We start from the raw sequence: 19,583 nt of genomic DNA, 5'->3' as shown, positions 1-19,583 counted from the left end.
GCTCATCCCTCTCAGAAGCATGCGGGAAATGCCCACTGAACGACGCACCACAGGTACATCGATTGCTGAAGATCGACGCGGCCACCGCGCCGTTCGATCGAGGTTTTTCCTCGCGACCCAGCCTTTGCTTTTCAGGGAGACGCATCATGAATACGCTCAATCAACCCCGCACCGGAGACGGCGCACGCATCGTCGGCGGTGGACGCGAAACCGCGGACGGCCCGGGCCCGGACGTCATGGCCGCCGATACGCTCGACGGCAACACGGTGCTCAGTGCCGATGGAGACGACGTCGGCAAGATCAAGGACATCATGCTCGACGTTCAGGGCGGACGCGTTGCCTACGCGGTACTCTCAAGCGGCGGCTTTCTTGGCATCGGCGACAAGCTGCTGGCGATTCCATGGAACGCGCTGACGCTCGATACGGACCGCAAATGCTTCGTGGTGGGCCTTACGTCCGATGAGATCAGGAACGCGCCCGGCTTCGACAAGGACCACTGGCCCGCGATGGCCGACCGCACGTGGGCCACGAGCGTTCACCAGTACTACGGCCGCGCGCCGTACTGGGGTGACGAACGTGGCGTCGGCGGCGATCTCGGTCTGCGCGACGATGTCGGCGTCGGCGATATTTCACCCGCGTCGTCAGGCGCACCGGAGGCAGGCGGCGTGAAGCTCTAGGCGTCAGCCATGTTCCGGCTGTTTGAAGAACAAGGCTTCATGCGCGACGCAGGCATCCATGACGTACGGATGTATCGCCCGCGTCGCGCGAGCAAAGCCGTCACATTGCGTGCATACGAGGGATCCCATGGCCACGAGAAAGAAGGGACATCCGGCGAAGCGCGGCCGCTCGGGCAGACCGCCGAGGCAACGCCACGCGCAGGCGCATGCCGCGCATCGCGCAAAGCAGGGCGCGTCCGGCAGATCCGGAGGCGATGGAAAAACCGGCAAGCGCTGGTCGCATCACGTCATGGAAACGAGCGACGCAATGGATATCGAACACGATATCTTCAGGACCGGTAGCGCGCAGGCGATTGCCGATTCGCTAAAGCGCTCGTCGACGCGCAGCAAACGCCGCAAAGGCACGCCGTTCCAGTCGGCCATGTCGATGCTTAACTTCTATATCAATCGCGCGGGGCGTAATCTGCCGAAATCGCGTCGCGCGACGCTGCAAACGGCAAAGCGCAAACTACGCGAGGCATTCGGCCGCGCGCCCTGATTTGCGTCGCGCGCGAAAAGCATCTACGGGCAGGCCAGCAGCAGGCGAAACCGCACGGCAGCGTCATCAGGCTGCCTCACCGGATACCTCATGCACGAAACGATCTGGTTTCTCGTCGTCGGCGGTGTGTTCGCCTTCATGGGCCTCGCTGCGACCACGTTCAAGCGGCTGCCGTGCAGCGCCGCGATGTTCTATCTCGCGATCGGTTTCGGGCTCGGACCGCACGGAATCGGCCTGCTGCATCTGAACGTGATCGCCAATGCCGGCGTGCTGCGGATCATCACGGAAGTCGCGTTGCTGGTTTCATTGTTCGCGATCGGCCTGCGTCTGCGCGTTCCGCTTTCCGACGCACTGTGGGCGATACCGTTGCGGCTCGGCTTTGTCGCAATGCTGGTGACCGTACCGCTCCTGACCGTCTTTGGCGTCTACGCGCTGCAACTCGCCTGGGGACCGGCGTTGCTGCTCGCCGCGATACTCGCGCCGACCGATCCGGTTCTCGCCCACGAAGTACAGGTCCAGGATTCGGCCGATGTCGATCTCATGCGCTTTTCGCTTTCGGGCGAAGGCGGCCTCAACGATGGCATCGCGCTGCCATTCGCGCTGCTGGGCCTTGCGTTATGCGCCGATCACAGCGCGAATTTCGCCGACGTCTTCACGCGGACGTTCGTCGGCATCACGTTGTGGGGCATCTTTGGCGCCATCGCGATTGGCGGCGCGCTGGGCTGGGCGACGACTCACGGCGTCGCCTGGCTCAGGACGCGCCATGCGCAGGCGCTCGGCCTCGAAGCGTTTTTCGCGCTCGGGCTGATCGAACTGTCGTACGGCATCGCACAGCTTGCACAGACGTTCGGTTTTCTCGCGGTATTTGCAGCGGGGGTCGCGATGCGCCGCGTCGAGCATCGCGCGAGCGGCGAACAGTCGGCGCGCGAAACCATCGGCACCGTCGTGGCGGACGACGTCACCGCAACAGCGTCCGATCCGCAGAAAGCCCATGCATTCATGGCGGAATCCGTGCTCGGCTTCACAATCGAGCTGGAACGTATCGCCGAACTCGCGATGATGCTGATCATCGGCAACATCCTCGCCACGCTGCACGGGCCGCTCTTTACGTGGCAGAGCGCGGCGCTGATCGCGGCGCTTTTCATCGTCGTGCGGCCGCTGGCGGTCGAGGTCTCGCTGCTCGGCTCCACGGCATCCCATCCGCAGCGAAGGCTGATGAGCTGGTTCGGCATTCGCGGCATCGGCTCGTTCTATTACCTGACGCTGGCGCTGGAAGAAGGCCGCGCGAACGATGTGGAGCCGCTCATACCGTTCGCGCTGGCTGTCGTGACGGCATCGGTCGTCGTGCATGGCATGTCGGCCACGCCGTTGATGGACTGGTATCGCCGGCTGCGGCGACCCAACGGGTAGCCACAGGCGGTGCGGCAACGCACACGGCTTTTTACTTCGCCCGCACCGCTGTGCCCGACTGCGTCAACTGCTCCCGACGCTGCTCGCCTTGACGCGCGAGCATCCAGCCCGGGTATTCCGACGGCAACGCGCTCACTTCGCCGAGCTTCGACAGTTCATCCGCGGATAGCGTGACCTGCGTCGCCGCGATGTTGTCGTCGAGCTGCTCGACCTTTTTCGCGCCGACAATCACCGTTGTGACCGCACGCTGATGCAGCAGCCACGCGAGCGCGATCTGCGCAACCGAAACACCCTGCGCTTGCGCGATGCCGTGCATCACGTCGATGCAGTCGAACGCGCGATCGCGATTGACCGGCGGAAAATCGAACGTCGTACGCCGGCTGCCTGCTTCGCCCGCTTTGTCGCGTCCGTACTTGCCGCTCAGCAGGCCACCGGCGAGCGGACTCCACACCATGAGCCCCAGCCCTTCGCTTTGCAGCATCGGAACCAGTTCGCGTTCGAGATCGCGGCCGGCCAGTGTGTAATACGCCTGCAGCGTTTCGAAGCGCGCGAGCCCGAGTCGTTCGGAAATCCCAAGCGCCTTCACGATCTGCCATGCCGCCCAGTTCGATACGCCGACGTAACGCACGTGCCCATGCTGCACGAGCGTATCGAGCGCGCGCACGGTTTCCTCGATGGGTGTAGCCGGATCGAAACCATGGATCTGATAGAGGTCGACGTGATCGAGTTGCAGACGCTTCAGGCTCGCCTTCACGCCGTCGATGATGTGATAGCGCGACGCGCCCCGCGCATTCGGAAACTCACCGGTTTGCCCGAACACCTTTGTCGCGACCACGACGCTGTCGCGCGGGACCTTGAGGTTCTTCAGCGCCTGCCCGGTGATCTGCTCGGAGACGCCTTCCGAATAGACGTCGGCGGTATCGATGAAGTTGATGCCGGCATCGAGCGCGCGGCCGACGAGACGCTCGGCATCGCCCTGCTGCAGGTCGCCAATCTGCTTCCATATGCCCCCGCCGCCGCCAAACGTCATCGTGCCGAGGCACAACTCGGAAACGAACACGCCGGTACGGCCCATCTGGTTATATCGCATCTCAACGCTCCATGAGTGAGTGACGAAATCAACCGTACGAGGATACTGCACGCGTCGAAAGTCTTCATGACGCCGCGGGCGCTGAAAGCCGATGGTCAGGAAATGCGCGGCACCCGGTCGCCGCGCGCCGTCATTGCGTATGACCCGACCCTGACGCAGAAACGGGCTGCCTGAGTCGGCGCGTCCGGTACCGCGCGCCTGCGGTGCCGCATTACGCGGCGACCACTGCTGGACTCCTGCGAGCCGGCGCAGCAAGCGACGGATAGAGCTCATCTAGGATCGCGGCGAACGCACGTTTCTTCGCGCTTTCGAGCCTCGTCCACGCGACGCCAATGCCCGCGCCCGCCGTCTGCACGCGTAATGGCCGCGTGACGACGCCGGGCGGCAACGCATAGGCCGCTTTTTCCGGCAGGATGCCGATACCCTGCCCCGCCGCAACCAGCGAAAGCATGGTAGTGAACTCGCCCATTTCGCGTGCGATTTCCAGCGACACTTTCTTCCGGTGGATCGACGCGAGCACCTGGTCGTAAAGCCCCGGCGCGAACTTGCGCGCGAGCACGAACACCGGTTCGCCGACCAGATGGTCGGCGAGCACACTGGCCCGCGTGCGGAGCGCATGCCCCGCAGGCAGCGCAACCACCAGCGACTCCTCGAAAAGCAGCCGCGCATGCACGCCTGGATACGGAATGGGCACACGGATGAGGCCGAAATCGATCGAATGCGAAATGAGCGCATTCATCTGATCCGGCGACGACATGTCCTTCAGTTCGAACTCGATACGTGGAAAGCGCGCGCTCATCGTGCGCAGGATCGTGGGCAGCAGTTCGGGCAGCACAGACGAAACGAACGCAACCCGCAACACGCCGATCTCGCCCGCGCTCGACTGCCTCACGATCTGCTCGGCGTGCGCGGCCTGATGAAGCGTCGCCAGCGCTTCGGGCAGGAACAGCTCGCCTGCGTCGGTCAGTGAGACCTTGTGGCGGTCGCGCTCAAAAAGCTGGGCGCCGAGATGCTCCTCGAGCGCGCGAATCTGGGCGCTCAGGGCGGGCTGCACGATATGCAGCCGGGCCGCCGCGCGGCCAAAATGCAGCTCTTCAGCAAGTGCTGAAAATGCCCGAAGATGTTTGAATTCCACGTTTTCTTTTAAAAATCCCGGTAATTGACCTACGTGATAACGAGCCCTGATTATAAAATCATCAAAAACTATTGGCGACACATCGCGTTTACGTCCTTAATACAGTGCGAATCGCCACCCCCCTGCTGTACGGCAGAATGCCAATTACAGGTCGTACGCATTTCCTGTGCTGTTTCAGCTAGCCGTTTCGCGCCACGCATCCGTTTTAAGGCCCGTATCTGCATGACAGAATGATTAAAACGGACACAGGCGTTTCATTGCATTTCATTTTTTATCCGTCGGCTCGCCCTCTGACGATGCTTCTCGCACCCCGCTATTACGTCGTTTTTTGCGTTGCGGCGAAAAGTGACGCGCATCTTTTGTGTCAACCGGAATAACACGCGTAAAACGAAATCCCGCCCGGGCTCTGTCCTGATCCATAAGCAACGGGGAAAAGAGCGTCACGGGACTGAATAACACTGTGATCAGTCGCCCTCCCGTTTCTGGAGGCACGGAGAACACCATGATGGTTGGCAACGTCGAAGTCGTCCTCGCAAGCAGGGAAATCCGGGTGAACGGCGTCCCCGTGCTGCTGGGGAGCCGCGCTTTCGACATCCTCGAACTGCTGGTTTCATCGCGCGGCAACGTCGTTCCGACGGCCGAGATCCTGCGCGTCGTATGGCCCAGGACGGTCGTCGACGACTCCAATATCCGCGTCCATGTCTGCGCGCTGCGCAAGGCAATGGGCGCGGACGGCAAGCTCATCGCCACGGTGCCCGGCCGCGGCTACCGTCTCCTGCACTGTGGCGAAGCGGCCAGCACGCCGGCCAGCCCCGCGCGACCCAGCGCTTCGCCCGTCGAGTCGCCCTGGAGCGGCCCGGATACGCCCATTTACGGTCGCGCCGCCGCCGTCAACGAGGTGCTCGGCATGTTCCTGCATTCGCCGCTCGTCACGCTCGTGGGCCCGGGCGGCGTCGGCAAGACACGCCTTGGCGTCGAAGTCGCGCGCGCGCTCGCAGAAGAGTCCAGCGTCGCCGCGCGCTTCATTTCGCTCGCGTCGATCACGGATGCGAGCGCGGTGCTGGATGCCGTCGCTTCGGCGCTCGGCGTCCAGCGCTTCGCGGGCGACTGTCCGTTCGTGCGCCTTGGCGCAACGCTTGCCGAGCAGCGCATCATCATTGTGCTCGACAACTGCGAGCACGTCATCGAAGAGGCCGCGCACCTGTGTCACCAGCTCGTCGACCTGTGTCCGCAAATGCGCATCATCGCGACGAGCCGCGCGCCGCTCGATATCGCCAACGAGCGGGTGTATTACGTGCCTTCGCTCGCGGTGCCCAAACCTGCCGACGGCAACGACACGATTCTCGAAAGCCCTGCCGTGCAACTGATCCTCGCGCGGGTGGAGTCGCTCGGCTCGCGCAATCCGCTCGACGACGTGAGCATCGCGTTGATCGCGGACCTGTGCCGCCGGCTCGACGGCATTCCGCTCGCGCTCGAAATGGTCGCCGCGCGTATCGCCTCGCTCGGTCTACAGGTTGTCGACCGTGAACTGACCGACCGCCTCGACATGCTGACGGGCGTTCGTCGCGGCACGCCGCTGCGCCACCAGACACTCGAGGCGACGCTCGACTGGAGCTACCAGCTTCTCACCGAAATCGAAAAGATCGTGTTGCGTCGTCTCGGCGCGTTTTCCGGCAGCTTTTCGCTCGCTGCAGGGCTCGCCGTGGTCGCCGACGGCCGCTACGAGCGGCATCAACTCGCCGAAGCGATCAGTGGGCTCGTCTCGAAGTCGCTGCTGTCGAAAACGGCCGACGTATCGAATCCGCGCTTCTTCCTGCTCGCGACGACACGTGCGTACGCGCTCAAAAAGCTCGCCGAGTGGGACGAAACCGTAGCGATACTCGACCGTCATGCGCAGGTGTTCCTCGACTACTTCGAACGCGATCTCGCATCGCTTGCGAAAACGTCCAGTGAATGGCTGCAGGAACTTGAGTGCGAGATCGGCAACGTACGTTCCGCGCTCGACTGGACTGCTGCTGGCCGTGGCCGGCTCGCCACCGGCATCGCGCTCGCAGCGAGCGTCGTGCCGTCGTTTTATGACCTGTTGCTCGTGCGTGAATGCGAGGAACGCGCACGACGTTTTCTCTCGCTGTCGAGCAGAACGCTCGAATCGCATGCCGAACCGCGCATGCGGCTAGGCACGGCCTTCGCCGCAAGCCGTGCATACATATCGGGCCCGCTTGGCGAAACGCGTGCCGCGTGGCTCGACGTCCTCACGATCGCGATCCGCCGCGGCGATCGCAACTTCGAAGCGCGCGCGCTGTGCGGCCTGTGGAATTCCGCGCAACTAGCCGGTGAAGTCAAACACGCGCTGTACTTCGCGCGCCGCTTCGTCGCGATCGCGGAACGCGACCTGCAACTCACCCAGCGCCTGCTCGCACAACGCACGCTCGGTGTTGCGCTTCACTATTCGGGCGCGCAGGCGCAGGCCCGCAAGGCGCTCGAGAAGATGCTCGCCTCGTATGACGCCAGAGTGCATCGCTGGGAACAGCCTGGCGGGCGTAACGACTTCGGCGTCGCGGCGCAGGCGACGCTTGCACGCGTGCTCTGGATGCAGGGTCACGCGGTTCAGGCACGCGAGATGGCGAAACACGCGCTCGATTCCGCGCTCGCGGCAAACGACGAATTGCTGACATGCCACGTGCTGGTGGAAGCCGTCTTGCCGCTGAACATGTTCTCCGGTCACACCGACGAAGCGCATCGCAACCTGAAACTGCTTTTGCAGATCACATCGCGGCTGCAGTTCTCCGTCTGGCATGCGTGCGGGCGCTGCCATGAAGCATGGTTCGCCGCACTCAACGCCGATTCGATACGCTGCATCGCACCGTTTCGTACCGCCGTGCGCGAGATGATCGGACTCGGTTTCGTGCGTCATGCGAGCGTGTTCGAAGGACAGGTCGCGCTGCTCCTGAACCATTTCGGCCATACGCGCGAAGCGCTCGACGCCATCGCGGCCGCTTTGGTACGATCGGAGAAGCTCCACGACGTCTGGTACTACGCGGAACTGAAGCGGATTCAAGGCGAAATACTGCAGGATGCGGGCGCTCGAAGCGAAGCCGGGGCGTGCTTTAACGCATCGCTTTCGCTCGCGGTGGAGCAGGGTGCCGGGTGGCTCGAGGCGGGTGCCCGCCACAGTCTTGCGCTGGCCGGCATGGCGCACGCTTTCGTGCTCCCGCGGGAAGCCGCGCTGCCCGCCTCCTCCGGCATGCCCGCACGCGCAATCGATCCGGCACCTGGCCACATTGCATCTGCGTCGCAGCACACCGGACACCTTCCGCAACTGTTCAACAAACAGGCATAAGCCATGCAAGCGCTCGTCATTCATGCCCCCAAAGACCTCCGGATCGAAGAAGTCGAAACGCCCTCGCGGGAGGCCGACCAGTTGACGGTCCGCGTGCTGGCCGGTGGAATCTGCGGATCGGATCTGCATTACTTCAATCACGGCGGATTCGGCACGGTACGCATCAGCGAGCCGATGGTGCTCGGCCATGAAGTGTGCGGCATCGTGACCGGCGTCGGCGCGGGCGCGGAAAACGACATACCGGTGGGCACGCGGGTCGCGATCAGCCCAAGCCGGCCGTGCAGCCGCTGCCGTTATTGCCAGCAGGGTTTGCAGAATCACTGTCTCGACATGCGCTTTTACGGTAGCGCGATGCGCACGCCGCATGTGCAGGGCGCGTTTCGCCAGGAGATCGTGATCGATTGTGCCCAGGCGCATGTCGTTTCAGGTTCGTTGAGTTCGGGCGAGATCGCCCTCGCCGAGCCGTTTTCGGTTGCGCTGCACGCCGTGCGGCGTGCGGGGCCGTTACTTGGCAAGCAGGTGCTCGTGACCGGGTGCGGCCCGATCGGCGCGCTGATCGTGGCGGCCGCGCGGCGCGCGGGCGCGGCCCATATCGTCGCGGTCGACGCCAGTGCGCTGCGACTCGAGGCAGCGCGGCGTCTCGGCGCCGATGAAGTGATCAGTCTCGCCAGCCTGCCCGGTGCAATGACGCGTTTTGGCGCGGAAAAAGGCACGTTCGACGTACTGTTCGAGGCGAGCGGCAGCGCGGCGGCGCTGCGCGGCGTGATCGATGCGCTGCGTCCACGCTGCGTAGTCGTGCAGGTCGGCCTTGGGGGCGACGTCTCGCTGCCCATGAACGTCATCGTCGCGAAAGAGCTGGAATTGCGCGGCGCGTTCCGCTTTCACGAAGAATTCGCGATGGCGGTCGAATTGCTGAGCAAGGGTCTCGTCGACGTCAAGCCGCTAATCTCCGACGCGTTCTCCTGGCGCGATGCAACGCTCGCGTTCAACATTGCAAGCGATCCGGAAAAAGCCGTCAAGGTCATTCTGGATTTTCAGTAAGGCCCCGCAGTCACACCTGGCAGAAACGCCTGGCAGTCATGCCTCATGCTCAACACAACTTTTCTCTGGATTTGACTCCATGTCGCGTTTATTTGATCTGACCGGACGCACGGCGCTTGTGACAGGCTCGGTCCGTGGCATTGGTTTTGCGCTTGCCGAAGGGCTCGCGACAGCCGGCGCCGAAGTCATCCTGAACGGGACACGCGAGGATACGGTGAATGCCGCCGTCGCGAAGCTCGCGGCAAACGGCCTGCGCGTACGCGGTCGCGCCTTCGATGTGACCGACGAACGCGCGGTAGGCGAAGCGTTCGCGCAATGGGATCGCGACAACGTTCACGTCGATATCCTGATCAACAACGCAGGCATCCAGTTTCGCAAGCCGCTCGTCGAACTTGAACTGTCTGACTGGCAGCGCGTGATCGACACGAATCTCACAAGCGCGTTCATCGTCGCGAAAGAGGCGGCGCAGCGCATGATCGCGCGGCGTAGCGGCGGCAAGATCATCAACATCGGCTCCCTGACGAGCGAAGGCGCGCGCGCCACGGTCGGCGCCTATACCGCCGCGAAAGGCGGTATCAGGATGCTCACGCGTGCGATGAGCGCCGAATGGGCCGCGTTCGACATTCAGGCGAACGCGATCGGTCCGGGCTACATCCTCACCGACATGAATGCGCCGCTGGTCGAAAACGCGGAATTCGACGCATGGGTCAAAAGCAGCAACCCTTCGGGCCGCTGGGGCAAACCGGACGAACTCGTCGGCACGGCGGTGTATCTTTCGTCGGCTGCGTCGAGCTACGTGAACGGGCAGATCATCCACGTCGACGGCGGCTGGCTCGCCGTGCTGTAACCCGTCGCTGCCGGCCGCGACCCGCACCCGCACCCTGTTTTCGCGGCGCTGGCACGGGTCGCGAAAACCTGCCAGACTTTCCGTTCGACCACTGAAACGGACGGTGCCCGCCGCCCTCTGGAAATGGCACGTCGCGCCCCCACCTACGGCTCCATGACTCCCGCCTCTGCCGCAGCGGGTGCGCTGGCCGGATTTCATCCGGCAGTCGCCGGCTGGTTTCTCAAGACATTTCCCGCGCCCACCGACGCCCAGGCGGCCGCCTGGCCGCAGATCCGTAGCGGCCGCTCGACGCTCGTTGCCGCGCCGACCGGTTCGGGCAAGACGCTGACTGCGTTTCTGTCGGCCATCGACGATCTTGTCAGGGAAGGCATCGCAAACGATGGCGAGCTGCCTGACGAAACGCTCGTCGTCTATGTATCGCCGTTAAAGGCGTTGTCGAACGATATCCGGATCAACCTGCAGATGCCGCTCGAAGGCATCGCAAACGAACTGGCTGCGCTCGGCCTGCCTGCGCTCGATATCCGCACCGCCGTGCGAACCGGCGACACCACGCAGCAGGAACGCACCGCCTTGCGCAAACGCGCGCCGCACATTCTCGTCACGACGCCTGAATCGCTCTACGTGCTGCTCGGCTCCGATTCGGGCCGCCGCATGCTGTCGACGGTGCGCACGGTCATCGTCGACGAAATTCATGCAATTGCAGGCGGAAAACGGGGCAGTCATCTCGCGCTCAGCCTCGAACGGCTCGATGCGTTGTGCGGACGACGTCTGCCGCGCATCGGTCTTTCTGCGACGCAAAAGCCGATTGCGGCCGTCGCGCGCTTTCTGACCGGCGGCGCGGCAATCGATGACCCCGCGCCCGTCGATTGCGCGATCATCGATGTCGGTCACGTCCGCGCGCGCGATCTCGCGCTGGAGTTGCCACCCGTGCCGCTCGAAGCGGTGATGCCGAACGAAGTGTGGGAGCGCGTCTATGACCGCCTCGCGGAACTCGTCGCACTGCATCGCACGACGCTCGTCTTCGTCAATACGCGGCGCATGGCGGAACGCGCGTCGCGGCATCTAAGCGAACGGCTCGGCAAGGAAGCGGTGGCCGCGCATCACGGCAGCATGGCGAAGGAACACCGGTTCGACGCGGAGCAGCGTCTGAAGCGCGGCGATCTGCGCGTGTTGATCGCCACCGCTTCGCTCGAACTCGGCATCGATATCGGCGACGTCGATCTCGTGTGCCAGATGGGTTCGCCGCGCGGCATCGCGCCGCTTCTGCAACGCGTGGGACGTTCGGGGCACCAGGTGGGCGGCATGCCCAAAGGGCGGCTCTTTCCGGTTTCGCGCGACGATCTGATCGAATGCACGGCACTCCTCGACTGCGTGCGACGCGGCGAACTCGATGCGCTCACGATTCCGCGCGCGCCGCTCGATGTGCTCGCGCAGCAGATCACCGCGGAAGTGGCAAGCCAGGAATGGAGTGAGGACGCGCTCTTCGAACTCTTTCGTCGCGCCGCGCCGTACGCGGAGCTGGCGCGCGAACAGTTCGACGCCGTGTTGCGCATGCTCGCGGAAGGCTACACCACGCGTCACGGCGCGCGTGGCGCGTACCTTCATCGCGATGCGGTGAACGGCATGCTGCGCGGCCGGCGCGGCAGCAAGCTCGTCGCGGTCACGTCGGGCGGCACGATTCCCGAGAACGCGGACTACGCCGTGATTCTCGAACCGCAGGGCGTCAACATCGGCACGATCAACGAAGACTTTGCGGTCGAGAGTCTCGCGGGCGACGTATTCCAGCTCGGCAATACGTCGTACCGCATCCTGCGCGTCGAAACGGGCCGCGTGCGCGTGGAAGACGCGCACGGACAGTCGCCGAACATTCCGTTCTGGCTTGGCGAAGCGCCGGGGCGTAGCGACGAACTGTCGCTGGGCGTCGCGCGGTTGCGCAGCGAGATCGACCGCCTGCTGGCGTCGGCGCCCGAACCGTCAGACGTTGCTCGCGCCGCCCGTGTGCCCGCGGGTGATGGCATCGCGCTCGCGGAGCCCGAAGCGAAAACGCTCGCGCCGCAGATCGATCACGCCATCGGCTGGCTGATTGAACACATCGGTATCGATGAATCTGCCGCGCGGCAGATCGTCGAATATCTCGCACGGGCACGCTCGGCGTTACGCGTACTGCCGACGCAGGACACCCTCGTGATGGAGCGCTTCTTCGACGAATCGGGCGGCACGCAGCTCGTCATTCATGCGCCGTTTGGCAGCCGTCTGAATCGCGCGTGGGGTCTCGCGCTACGCAAGCGTTTTTGCCGCACGTTCAATTTCGAATTGCAGGCCGCCGCGACGGAAGACGCGATCATTCTTTCTCTGACAGGCAGCCACAGCTTCGTACTCGATGAAGTGTGGCGCTATCTGCATTCGAATACCGCCGGGCATCTGCTGATCCAGGCGGTGCTCGATGCGCCGCTCTTCGGCGTGCGCTGGCGCTGGAACGCGACGACCGCGCTCGCGCTGCCGCGCTACAGCGGTGGCCGCAAGACGGCGCCGCAAATCCAGCGCATGCGCAGCGACGATCTGCTCGCTGCGGTGTTTCCGGATCAGGCGGCGTGCCTTGAAAACATCGTCGGCGAACGTGACGTGCCGTCGCATCCGCTCGTCGAGCAGACCATCGACGACTGTCTGCACGAAGCGATGGACAGCGACGGCTGGCTCGCGCTGTTGCGACGTATCGAGGCAGGCACGCTGACGCTCGTTACACGTGATCTGCCGGCGCCCTCGCCGCTCGCCGCCGAAATTCTGACGGCAAAGCCCTACGCCTATCTCGACGACGCGCCCATCGAGGAGCGCCGCACGCAGGCTGTGATGAACCGCCGTTATAGCGACCCGGCATCCGCCGACGATCTCGGCGCGCTCGATCCCGAGGCGATCGAAAGCGTGCGGCGCGAAGCGTGGCCCGAGGCACGCAACGCCGATGAAATGCACGAGGCGCTGACGGGTCTCGCCTGCATCAGCGAAGCGGAAGCGCAGCGTAACGAAGGCTGGTCTGCCTGGCTCGATACGCTCGCCGCGGGCGGACGCGCAACGCGCATGCAGTCCGGCCAGGGCGACGCGCTATGGTGGCCCACCGAACGCCTCACGTGTCTGCGTGCGATCTACCCCGACGCACCGCTTCAACCGGTGCTCAAGGCTCCGCGCGGCTACACCGGAACGTGGTCAGAAGACGATGCGATCACCGACGTCGTCCGCGCACGCATGACGGGTTCCGGACCGCTGCCCGTCACGCGGATCGCGAGCCCGCTCGCGCTACCAGCATCGCGCGTGGCGCAGGCGCTGGTGCAACTCGAAGCCGAAGGCTACGTGATGCGCGGCCGCTTCACGCCCGACGCAAGCGAAGAAGAATGGTGCGAACGGCATCTGCTCGCACGCATCAACCGCTATACGGTGAGACGGCTGCGTCGCGAAATCGAACCGGTGGAACGGCACGATTTCATGCGCTTTCTGTTCGCGTGGCAACACATGGCGCCTGAAACGCGTGGCGAAGGACGCGATGCGCTGGCGGCGATCATCGACCAGCTCGAGGGCTTTCAGGCTGCCGCGGGCGCGTGGGAAGAAGACATCCTGCCCGCACGTCTCAAGGACTATTCGATCACCGCGCTCGACGAACTGTGCCGTTCCGGCAAGGTGGTGTGGACGCGCCTGACCGAACGCACGAAGGTCGCCAGCGGTCCGGTACGCAGTACGCCGGTCGTGTTGTTGCCGCGCCGGAACGTGAATGTCTGGAGCACGCTCGTCGATACGTCGATGCCGCCCGCGTTGTCGGCACGCGCACAACACGTGTACGACGCGCTGAAGGAACACGGTGCGATGTTCTTCGACGAGCTGTTGAGCGACGTTCACGGCCTGAAGATCGAACTGGAGAACGCGCTCGGCGAACTGGTGGCCGCCGGTCTCGTGAACTCCGACAGCTTTGCGGGTTTGCGCGCGCTGCTCAAACCGGTTGCGAAGCGCAACGCCTACTATGGCAGCCGCCGTCCGCGTGGCGCAGGTGCGCTGATCGGAGGCATGGACGACGCGGGGCGCTGGGCGCTGGTGCGACGACGCCCGCAGCAACCCGAGCAGCCCGTTGCAGCGGTTTCTACCACGCCAGGCCGCACGCCGCCCACCGATCCCGACGTGCTCGAACATATCGCGATGACGCTGCTGCGCCGCTACGGCGTCGTGTTCTGGCGTCTGCTCGAGCGCGAAGCCGACTGGCTGCCGCCGTGGCGCGAACTGCTGCGCACGCTGCAAAAGCTCGAAGCACGTGGCCTCGTGCGCGGCGGCCGCTTCGTCAACGGCCTTGCCGGCGAGCAGTTCGCGCTACCCGAAGCGATTCCCATGCTGCGTGAAATACGTCGTCATGCGAACGATGGTGCTTTTATCAGCGTATCCGGGACGGACCCGCTGAATCTCGCCGGCACGTTGTTGCCAGGCGACAAGGTGCCTGCCGTGAGCGGCAACCGCCTGCTCTATCGCGACGGGGTGCCGGTGGCGACGCTCATCGCGGGTTCGTTCGGCTATCTCGCCGATTTCGACGCCCAAACACGCGATCGCATGCGAATTGCGCTGATACAGCGCGGGTAGCATCGCACGCTGCCTGAGGCGCTTCCAGTGCGGCACACAGCGCGCTCCCAGCGCTACGCGTGGCTTTCAACCCGCAAATCTGTTAAAGAAATGGGATTCGCGCGTCGTTAACCTGTTACGAATCCCGTCATTCGTCCAACTGGATACAATGAAGCCAATCTTCGACGGAAGACCGAATTCTGCCCGACCGCTCGCCAGCGTCCATAGCGAGCCGGACGGCGGAGCCTGTCCGGGGGACTCAATGCAGGACGACCAACACCATCTGGTGCTTTTTGCGCACTTCGGCACGACCAGCCCATGCTGGCGCCTGTCGAAGGACAGCAATGCGCTGGAGTTGACCGCGGAAACCGGTTCCGGGCCCGCCGACGTCGCCATTGCACTCACCCTCTCGCAGGCCGCGCAGATCCGCCGCCTGACCGGCATTACCTCGAACCTGATTCTCGATATCCAGCTGTTTGGCGAACCGCTGCGTCTGCATCTCGTTGGCAAGAAGCTGAACAGCGCATCGTGGGCCGGCACGGCTTCGGCCTATTCCGATACCGAATCCGTCGCCCGCGATCTGGTGCACGGTCTGTCGTTTGCCGAACAGGTCGTCTCGGAAGTCAATTCGCTTGTCGTGATTCTCGACCAGGCCGGCCGCATCCAGCGCTTCAACCGTCTTGCCGAAGAACTGTCCGGCATGAAAGAAGAGGACGTGATCGGTAAAAACGTCTGGGCGCTCTTCATGTCTTCCGAAGATGGCGCGAAGTCGAGTTTCAACATCAGCGGCTTTTTCAACCGAGGCGTGTCGTACGAGGTCGAGCGACTCGTCAAGACGGTGCACGGCGACCGTCTGTTCGTGTTCCGCAACAAGTTCGTGAAGAGCGGCAGCGGTGTCGACGAGCAGTTCCTGATCTGCTCGGGCACCGATATCACCGAAGAACGTCGCGCCCAGGCGCGCCTGTCGGAGCTGGCCAACACTGATTCGCTCACCGGTCTGCCGAACCGCAATGCCATCCAGGACCAGATCCGCGAGGCGATCGAATCGTCGAAGGAAGGCGAATCGGTCGGCATTCTCTTTCTCGATCTCGACAACTTCAAGAAGGTCAACGACCACTACGGCCATGTGTTCGGCGACCGGCTGATCCAGGACGTGTCGTCGGCGATCCGCGGCTGCCTCGATGCCCGCGACACGCTCGCGCGGCTCGGCGGCGACGAATTCATCGTGCTCTCGGTCGACGCGAGCCGCACCGCACTGGAAGAAACCGCTGAGCGCATTCTCGAACGCCTGCGCACGCCGTTCAGCCTCGGGCTCGTCGAGGTGTACACGGGCTGCTCGATCGGCATCGCGCTGTGCCCGGAGCACGGCGACAGCCTCGAATCGGTCATCCGCTCCGCCGACACCGCGATGTACGTCGCGAAAGACGAAGGCAAGCGCACCTGCCGCGTGTTTTCTCCGGAGATGGACCGCAAGGTCGCGGAGTACATGTGGCTCGATACGAACCTGCGGCGCGGCCTCGACGAAGGCCAGCTCACCCTCTTCTATCAGCCGAAGATCGAACTCGCGACAGGCACCGTCAAGGGCGTCGAGGCGCTGGTGCGCTGGAACTCGCCGGAGCGCGGCCAGATCCAGCCGAACGAATTCATCCGGTACGCCGAAGAATCGGGCCTGATCGGGCCGCTCGGCCGCTGGGTCATGCAGACCGCGGCGATGCAGGCCGCCGCGTGGAAGGCGCAGGGACTCGATCTGCGCGTCGCGATCAACGTATCGGCGCGGCAACTGGTGGATACTGCCGTGGTTCGGCACTTCGGCGAAGCGCTGGAGCACGCGAATCTCGATGCCTGTCTTGTCGATCTGGAGTTGACGGAAAGCTGCCTGATCGAAGACGAAGCCGCCGCGATCGACCTGATCACGCAATTCCGCAACCTCGGCGCGCAGGTACATCTCGACGATTTCGGCACAGGCTATTCATCGCTGTCGCAGCTGGGCCGGATTCCGCTCGACGTGATCAAGCTCGACCGCAGTTTCGTGCGCTCGATCAATGCGGACAAGAAGGCGCAGGCGCTGGTGCGCTCGATGGTGGCCGTGGCTCAGGAACTGGAGCTGAAGGTGGTCGCCGAAGGGATCGAGACCGAAGCCGAAGAAGTCTTCATGAAAGGACTCGGCGTCGAATACGTGCAGGGGTTCCGTTATGGCCGGCCGATGCCCGCCGCGGAATTCGAATCGTGGTTGCGCGACAGACAGAAAATCAGACTCATCGCCTGAGAGCCTGCTGTCGCGCTTACTGCTACTGCTACTGCCATTACCAGTTACCGTTTTCTGTTGTTATTGGCCGTGTCGATCCGGGCGCTGGGTGTACTCATCGTGGACGGAACGGCCGTTACGCAACGTTCGCGCTCGGCGTCGGGGTTGCGCGCAGATTCGACGTGCGGCGGTTCTGCAGCATGACGAGACGCTCCATGAACGCGAGATCCTTCTCCTCGATCGTGAACGCCGCTTCGACCCAATCCTCCGTGATTTCCATCAGTTCGGCGCGCGAGAGCTGCAGCACGCGCTGACGCGCCCGCATCATCGCGCGAATGCCGTTCAGCTTCGGTCGCATCGTGTCGATGAAGGTGCGCGTGGCGAGATACGCGTCGCCCGGTTCGAACAGCTGGTCGACGAGCCCGCGCGCCGAATGCCATTCCGCCGTATGCGATTCGCCGACGCCGATCAGTTCCTCCGCGAGGCGCATGCCCGCCTTGCGCGCGACGAGCGAATAACCGCCCATGCCCGGAAACAGGTTGAACGCGATTTCGGGGAAACCCATGCGCGCATCGCTCTGGGCGAGCAGGAAATGGTGCGCAAGCGCCGCCTCGAAGCCGCCGCCCAGCGCCGTACCCTCCACCATCGCAATCGAAATCGCGCCGGTGTCGAAGCCGCGCGCCGCCGCGTGCACGCAATCGACACATGAGCGCGCATAGGCCATCAGTTCCTCGCGCTTGCCGCTGCGGATCGCATCGGCGAAAAAGTCGAGATCGCCGCCGACATTGAACATCGACGGGATCAGCGAACCGGTCACCCAGAAGTCGATCGGCAGCTTTGATTCGCGCGCGGAACGCGCGAGGCTCAGGATGTCGTGGACCAGTTCGATGTTAAAGCACGGACGTGGTTGCGCGCGCAACATCATCCACATGACGTTACGGCCTTCTTCGTAGTAGGCGGAAATTTGCGACAGATTGCCGGCTTCGAGGAAGGGGCGGCAGGCGTGGTGGTTACGGAGATTCATTTTTGGTCCTCATCAGGTTTTTTAAATACAGGTAAAGCAATGGGAGCCTAAAACAGACCTGAATTCCGTGGGGAGCGGGTCCTAACAGAAGATGGTAAATCCCTATATGGATTTCCTGATTGCCAATTGAAAAATCGCGTGCATATGCGCCCGAGCCCCCCTCCGACGCCCGGTTTCGTGCCTGGCGCGGCGCTGCGGCGACACGCGCGGGCCACTGGAAGAAAACCTCCAGACACGCAACGATATAAAGCTGATTGAAAGAATTCGGTGAATTGATTGATGAAGAACCCGAATAGGGCTATTCAATTTGCATAGGTAAAAAATTCGCTTTTCGACAATATGTGGCGAATTGCGGAATCAAGAAGCGAAAAGCGCGTTTATCCTTATTGCGGACAATGCGCTTTACAGATAGGCGGAAATAGACGGGAATGCCGGAGACGCAGGCCACCCACTGGGCGGCGTCCGGCTGGTTGCGATGTCATCGAAAACGGGGAGCGGCCGTTGCCAGGTTCAGTGGAGCTTCCGCGCCCACGTGTCGACGTCGGACGCCGGCATGCCGGCGTCGCGCGCGGCATCGAGAATCTGTTGCCACGTCGCCGGGTCGACCGGCACGCCCGCTGCGCTCCGCTCGGCGCGTGTGGCGCGTTCCGGCTCGCCGGGCGCGAAAATCTGGCCGGTGCCCGCCGCGAGCGGCGATGCTTTCACCCATTCGAGGAACGCGTCGGCTTCTGCCTCGGCATTCGGTGCGTCGAACGCGTTGGGGTCGAGGATCACCGACAACATGCAATTCACGATTGCATTCGTCGTGCCGAGCGTGTCGGCGTGCGTGGTGAACCCGCCTGAAAGCGCGCCGCCGAATATCTCGCACATTGCGGCAAGGCCGAAACCCTTGTGGCCGCCCATGGGCGTCAGTGATCCGAACGGCGCTTCCATCATCACGCGAGGATCGACGCTCGCGCGGCCTTCGTGATCGATCAGCGAGCCGGGCGGTGTCGCCTTGCCCTGGTTGAACGCCACGCGCGCCTTGCCGTATGCGATCGCACTGGTTGCGAAGTCGAGTACGAGCGGCGGCCTGCCCGTACGCGGGAACGCGGCGCAAAATGGATTCGTGCCGATGCGCCGGTCCGTGCCGCCGAAAGGTGCGACGAGCGGATCGCCCGCCACGTTCACGAAGTGAAACGATACGAGGCCGGCCGCGGCGCACTGCTCGGCCCAGTGGCCGATACGTCCGATGTGATGCGCGCCGCGCAGCCCGACCGCGCAGACGCCGAGCTTTTTCGCGCGCGCGATGCCGAGTTCCATGGCCTCGAACGCAACGACCTGACCGAAGCCCTTGTTACCTTCGATGGTAAGAACGGCGCCTGCGTCGCGCACGACCTCTGCATGCAGGTTCAGCTTGAGCTCGTTGTCGCGCATTGACGCCACGTAACGCGGAATCATGCCGACGCCGTGCGAATCGTGTCCCGTCAGACTGGCCCCGACGAGGTGATCGGCAACGAGCGCCGCTTCACGCGGCGCACTGCCCGCCTGCTCCCAGATCGCGCACACGAACGCATGCAATTGAGCGGCTTCGATGCGCAGCGGCACCGGCTGTTTCTTGCTGTGCGGTTCGGTCATCTTTTGAGCGTCGTGTGTGGCCGGAAAGGGTG

At 63.7% G+C, this 19,583-nt stretch carries 12 protein-coding genes; 8 read left to right on the top strand and 4 right to left on the bottom strand.

The genetic code is table 11. The features are described from left to right. Positions 1–146: 146 nt before the first annotated feature. The 3 genes from LPA36_RS23390 to LPA36_RS23380 all read left to right on the top strand — a co-directional run bounded on the left by LPA36_RS23390 (position 147) and on the right by LPA36_RS23380 (position 2,625). Positions 147–677 (top strand): PRC-barrel domain-containing protein, encoded by a 531-nt coding sequence (locus LPA36_RS23390; protein ID WP_228882104.1) that lies wholly within the window; start codon positions 147–149, stop codon positions 675–677. 127 nt (positions 678–804) lie between these two features. Continuing rightward, positions 805–1,215, top strand: coding sequence for a DUF3175 domain-containing protein (locus tag LPA36_RS23385; RefSeq protein WP_228882102.1), 411 nt, complete (start codon positions 805–807; stop codon positions 1,213–1,215). A 90-nt stretch (positions 1,216–1,305) separates the two neighbouring features. Beyond that, entirely contained in the window at positions 1,306–2,625 is a 1,320-nt protein-coding gene (locus LPA36_RS23380) for a cation:proton antiporter (RefSeq protein WP_228882100.1), read from the top strand. Between the two features lie 31 nt (positions 2,626–2,656). On the opposite strand, the gene LPA36_RS23375 is transcribed toward LPA36_RS23380, so the two are convergent. Both LPA36_RS23375 and LPA36_RS23370 read right to left on the bottom strand, forming a co-directional pair. Continuing rightward, on the bottom strand, positions 2,657–3,715 hold the full coding sequence (locus LPA36_RS23375) for an aldo/keto reductase (protein WP_228882099.1): 1,059 nt from the start codon (positions 3,713–3,715) through the stop codon (positions 2,657–2,659). A 211-nt stretch (positions 3,716–3,926) separates the two neighbouring features. Next, complete coding sequence (locus LPA36_RS23370; RefSeq protein WP_228882097.1) at positions 3,927–4,850, bottom strand: LysR family transcriptional regulator; 924 nt, start codon at positions 4,848–4,850, stop codon at positions 3,927–3,929. Between the two features lie 502 nt (positions 4,851–5,352). Between LPA36_RS23370 and LPA36_RS23365 the strand changes: the two genes are divergently transcribed. The 5 genes from LPA36_RS23365 (at position 5,353) to pdeR (ending at position 16,931) form a co-directional block, all read left to right on the top strand. Continuing rightward, positions 5,353–8,190: an ATP-binding protein gene (locus LPA36_RS23365; protein WP_228882096.1), complete on the top strand. Its 2,838-nt coding sequence runs from the start codon at positions 5,353–5,355 to the stop codon at positions 8,188–8,190. Between the two features lie 3 nt (positions 8,191–8,193). Continuing rightward, on the top strand, positions 8,194–9,231 hold the full coding sequence (locus tag LPA36_RS23360; protein ID WP_228882095.1) for an L-idonate 5-dehydrogenase: 1,038 nt from the start codon (positions 8,194–8,196) through the stop codon (positions 9,229–9,231). A gap of 79 nt (positions 9,232–9,310) precedes the next feature. Then, complete coding sequence (locus tag LPA36_RS23355) at positions 9,311–10,078, top strand: SDR family oxidoreductase (protein ID WP_228882094.1); 768 nt, start codon at positions 9,311–9,313, stop codon at positions 10,076–10,078. Positions 10,079–10,201: 123 nt separating this feature from the next. Further along, a complete protein-coding gene (locus LPA36_RS23350) occupies positions 10,202–14,686 on the top strand; it encodes a DEAD/DEAH box helicase (protein ID WP_228882093.1) in 4,485 nt (1,494 codons plus the stop codon). A 241-nt stretch (positions 14,687–14,927) separates the two neighbouring features. Continuing rightward, on the top strand, positions 14,928–16,931 hold the full coding sequence (gene pdeR / locus LPA36_RS23345) for a cyclic di-GMP phosphodiesterase (protein ID WP_228882087.1): 2,004 nt from the start codon (positions 14,928–14,930) through the stop codon (positions 16,929–16,931). A 115-nt stretch (positions 16,932–17,046) separates the two neighbouring features. Here the strand turns inward: pdeR and LPA36_RS23340 are convergent, their stop codons facing one another. Further along, the gene (locus LPA36_RS23340; protein ID WP_228882084.1) at positions 17,047–17,934 is read right to left on the bottom strand and encodes a crotonase/enoyl-CoA hydratase family protein; all 888 of its coding nucleotides are present in this window, start codon (positions 17,932–17,934) and stop codon (positions 17,047–17,049) included. Positions 17,935–18,444: 510 nt separating this feature from the next. Further along, complete coding sequence (locus LPA36_RS23335; RefSeq protein WP_228882082.1) at positions 18,445–19,551, bottom strand: malate/lactate/ureidoglycolate dehydrogenase; 1,107 nt, start codon at positions 19,549–19,551, stop codon at positions 18,445–18,447. Positions 19,552–19,583: the final 32 nt, after the last annotated feature.

It is taken from the genome of Paraburkholderia saeva (assembly GCF_907164555.1).
Lineage (GTDB): Bacteria > Pseudomonadota > Gammaproteobacteria > Burkholderiales > Burkholderiaceae > Paraburkholderia > Paraburkholderia saeva.
The sequence above is the reverse complement of the archived record's forward strand: the minus strand, read 5'-3'. Positions and strand labels throughout refer to the sequence as shown.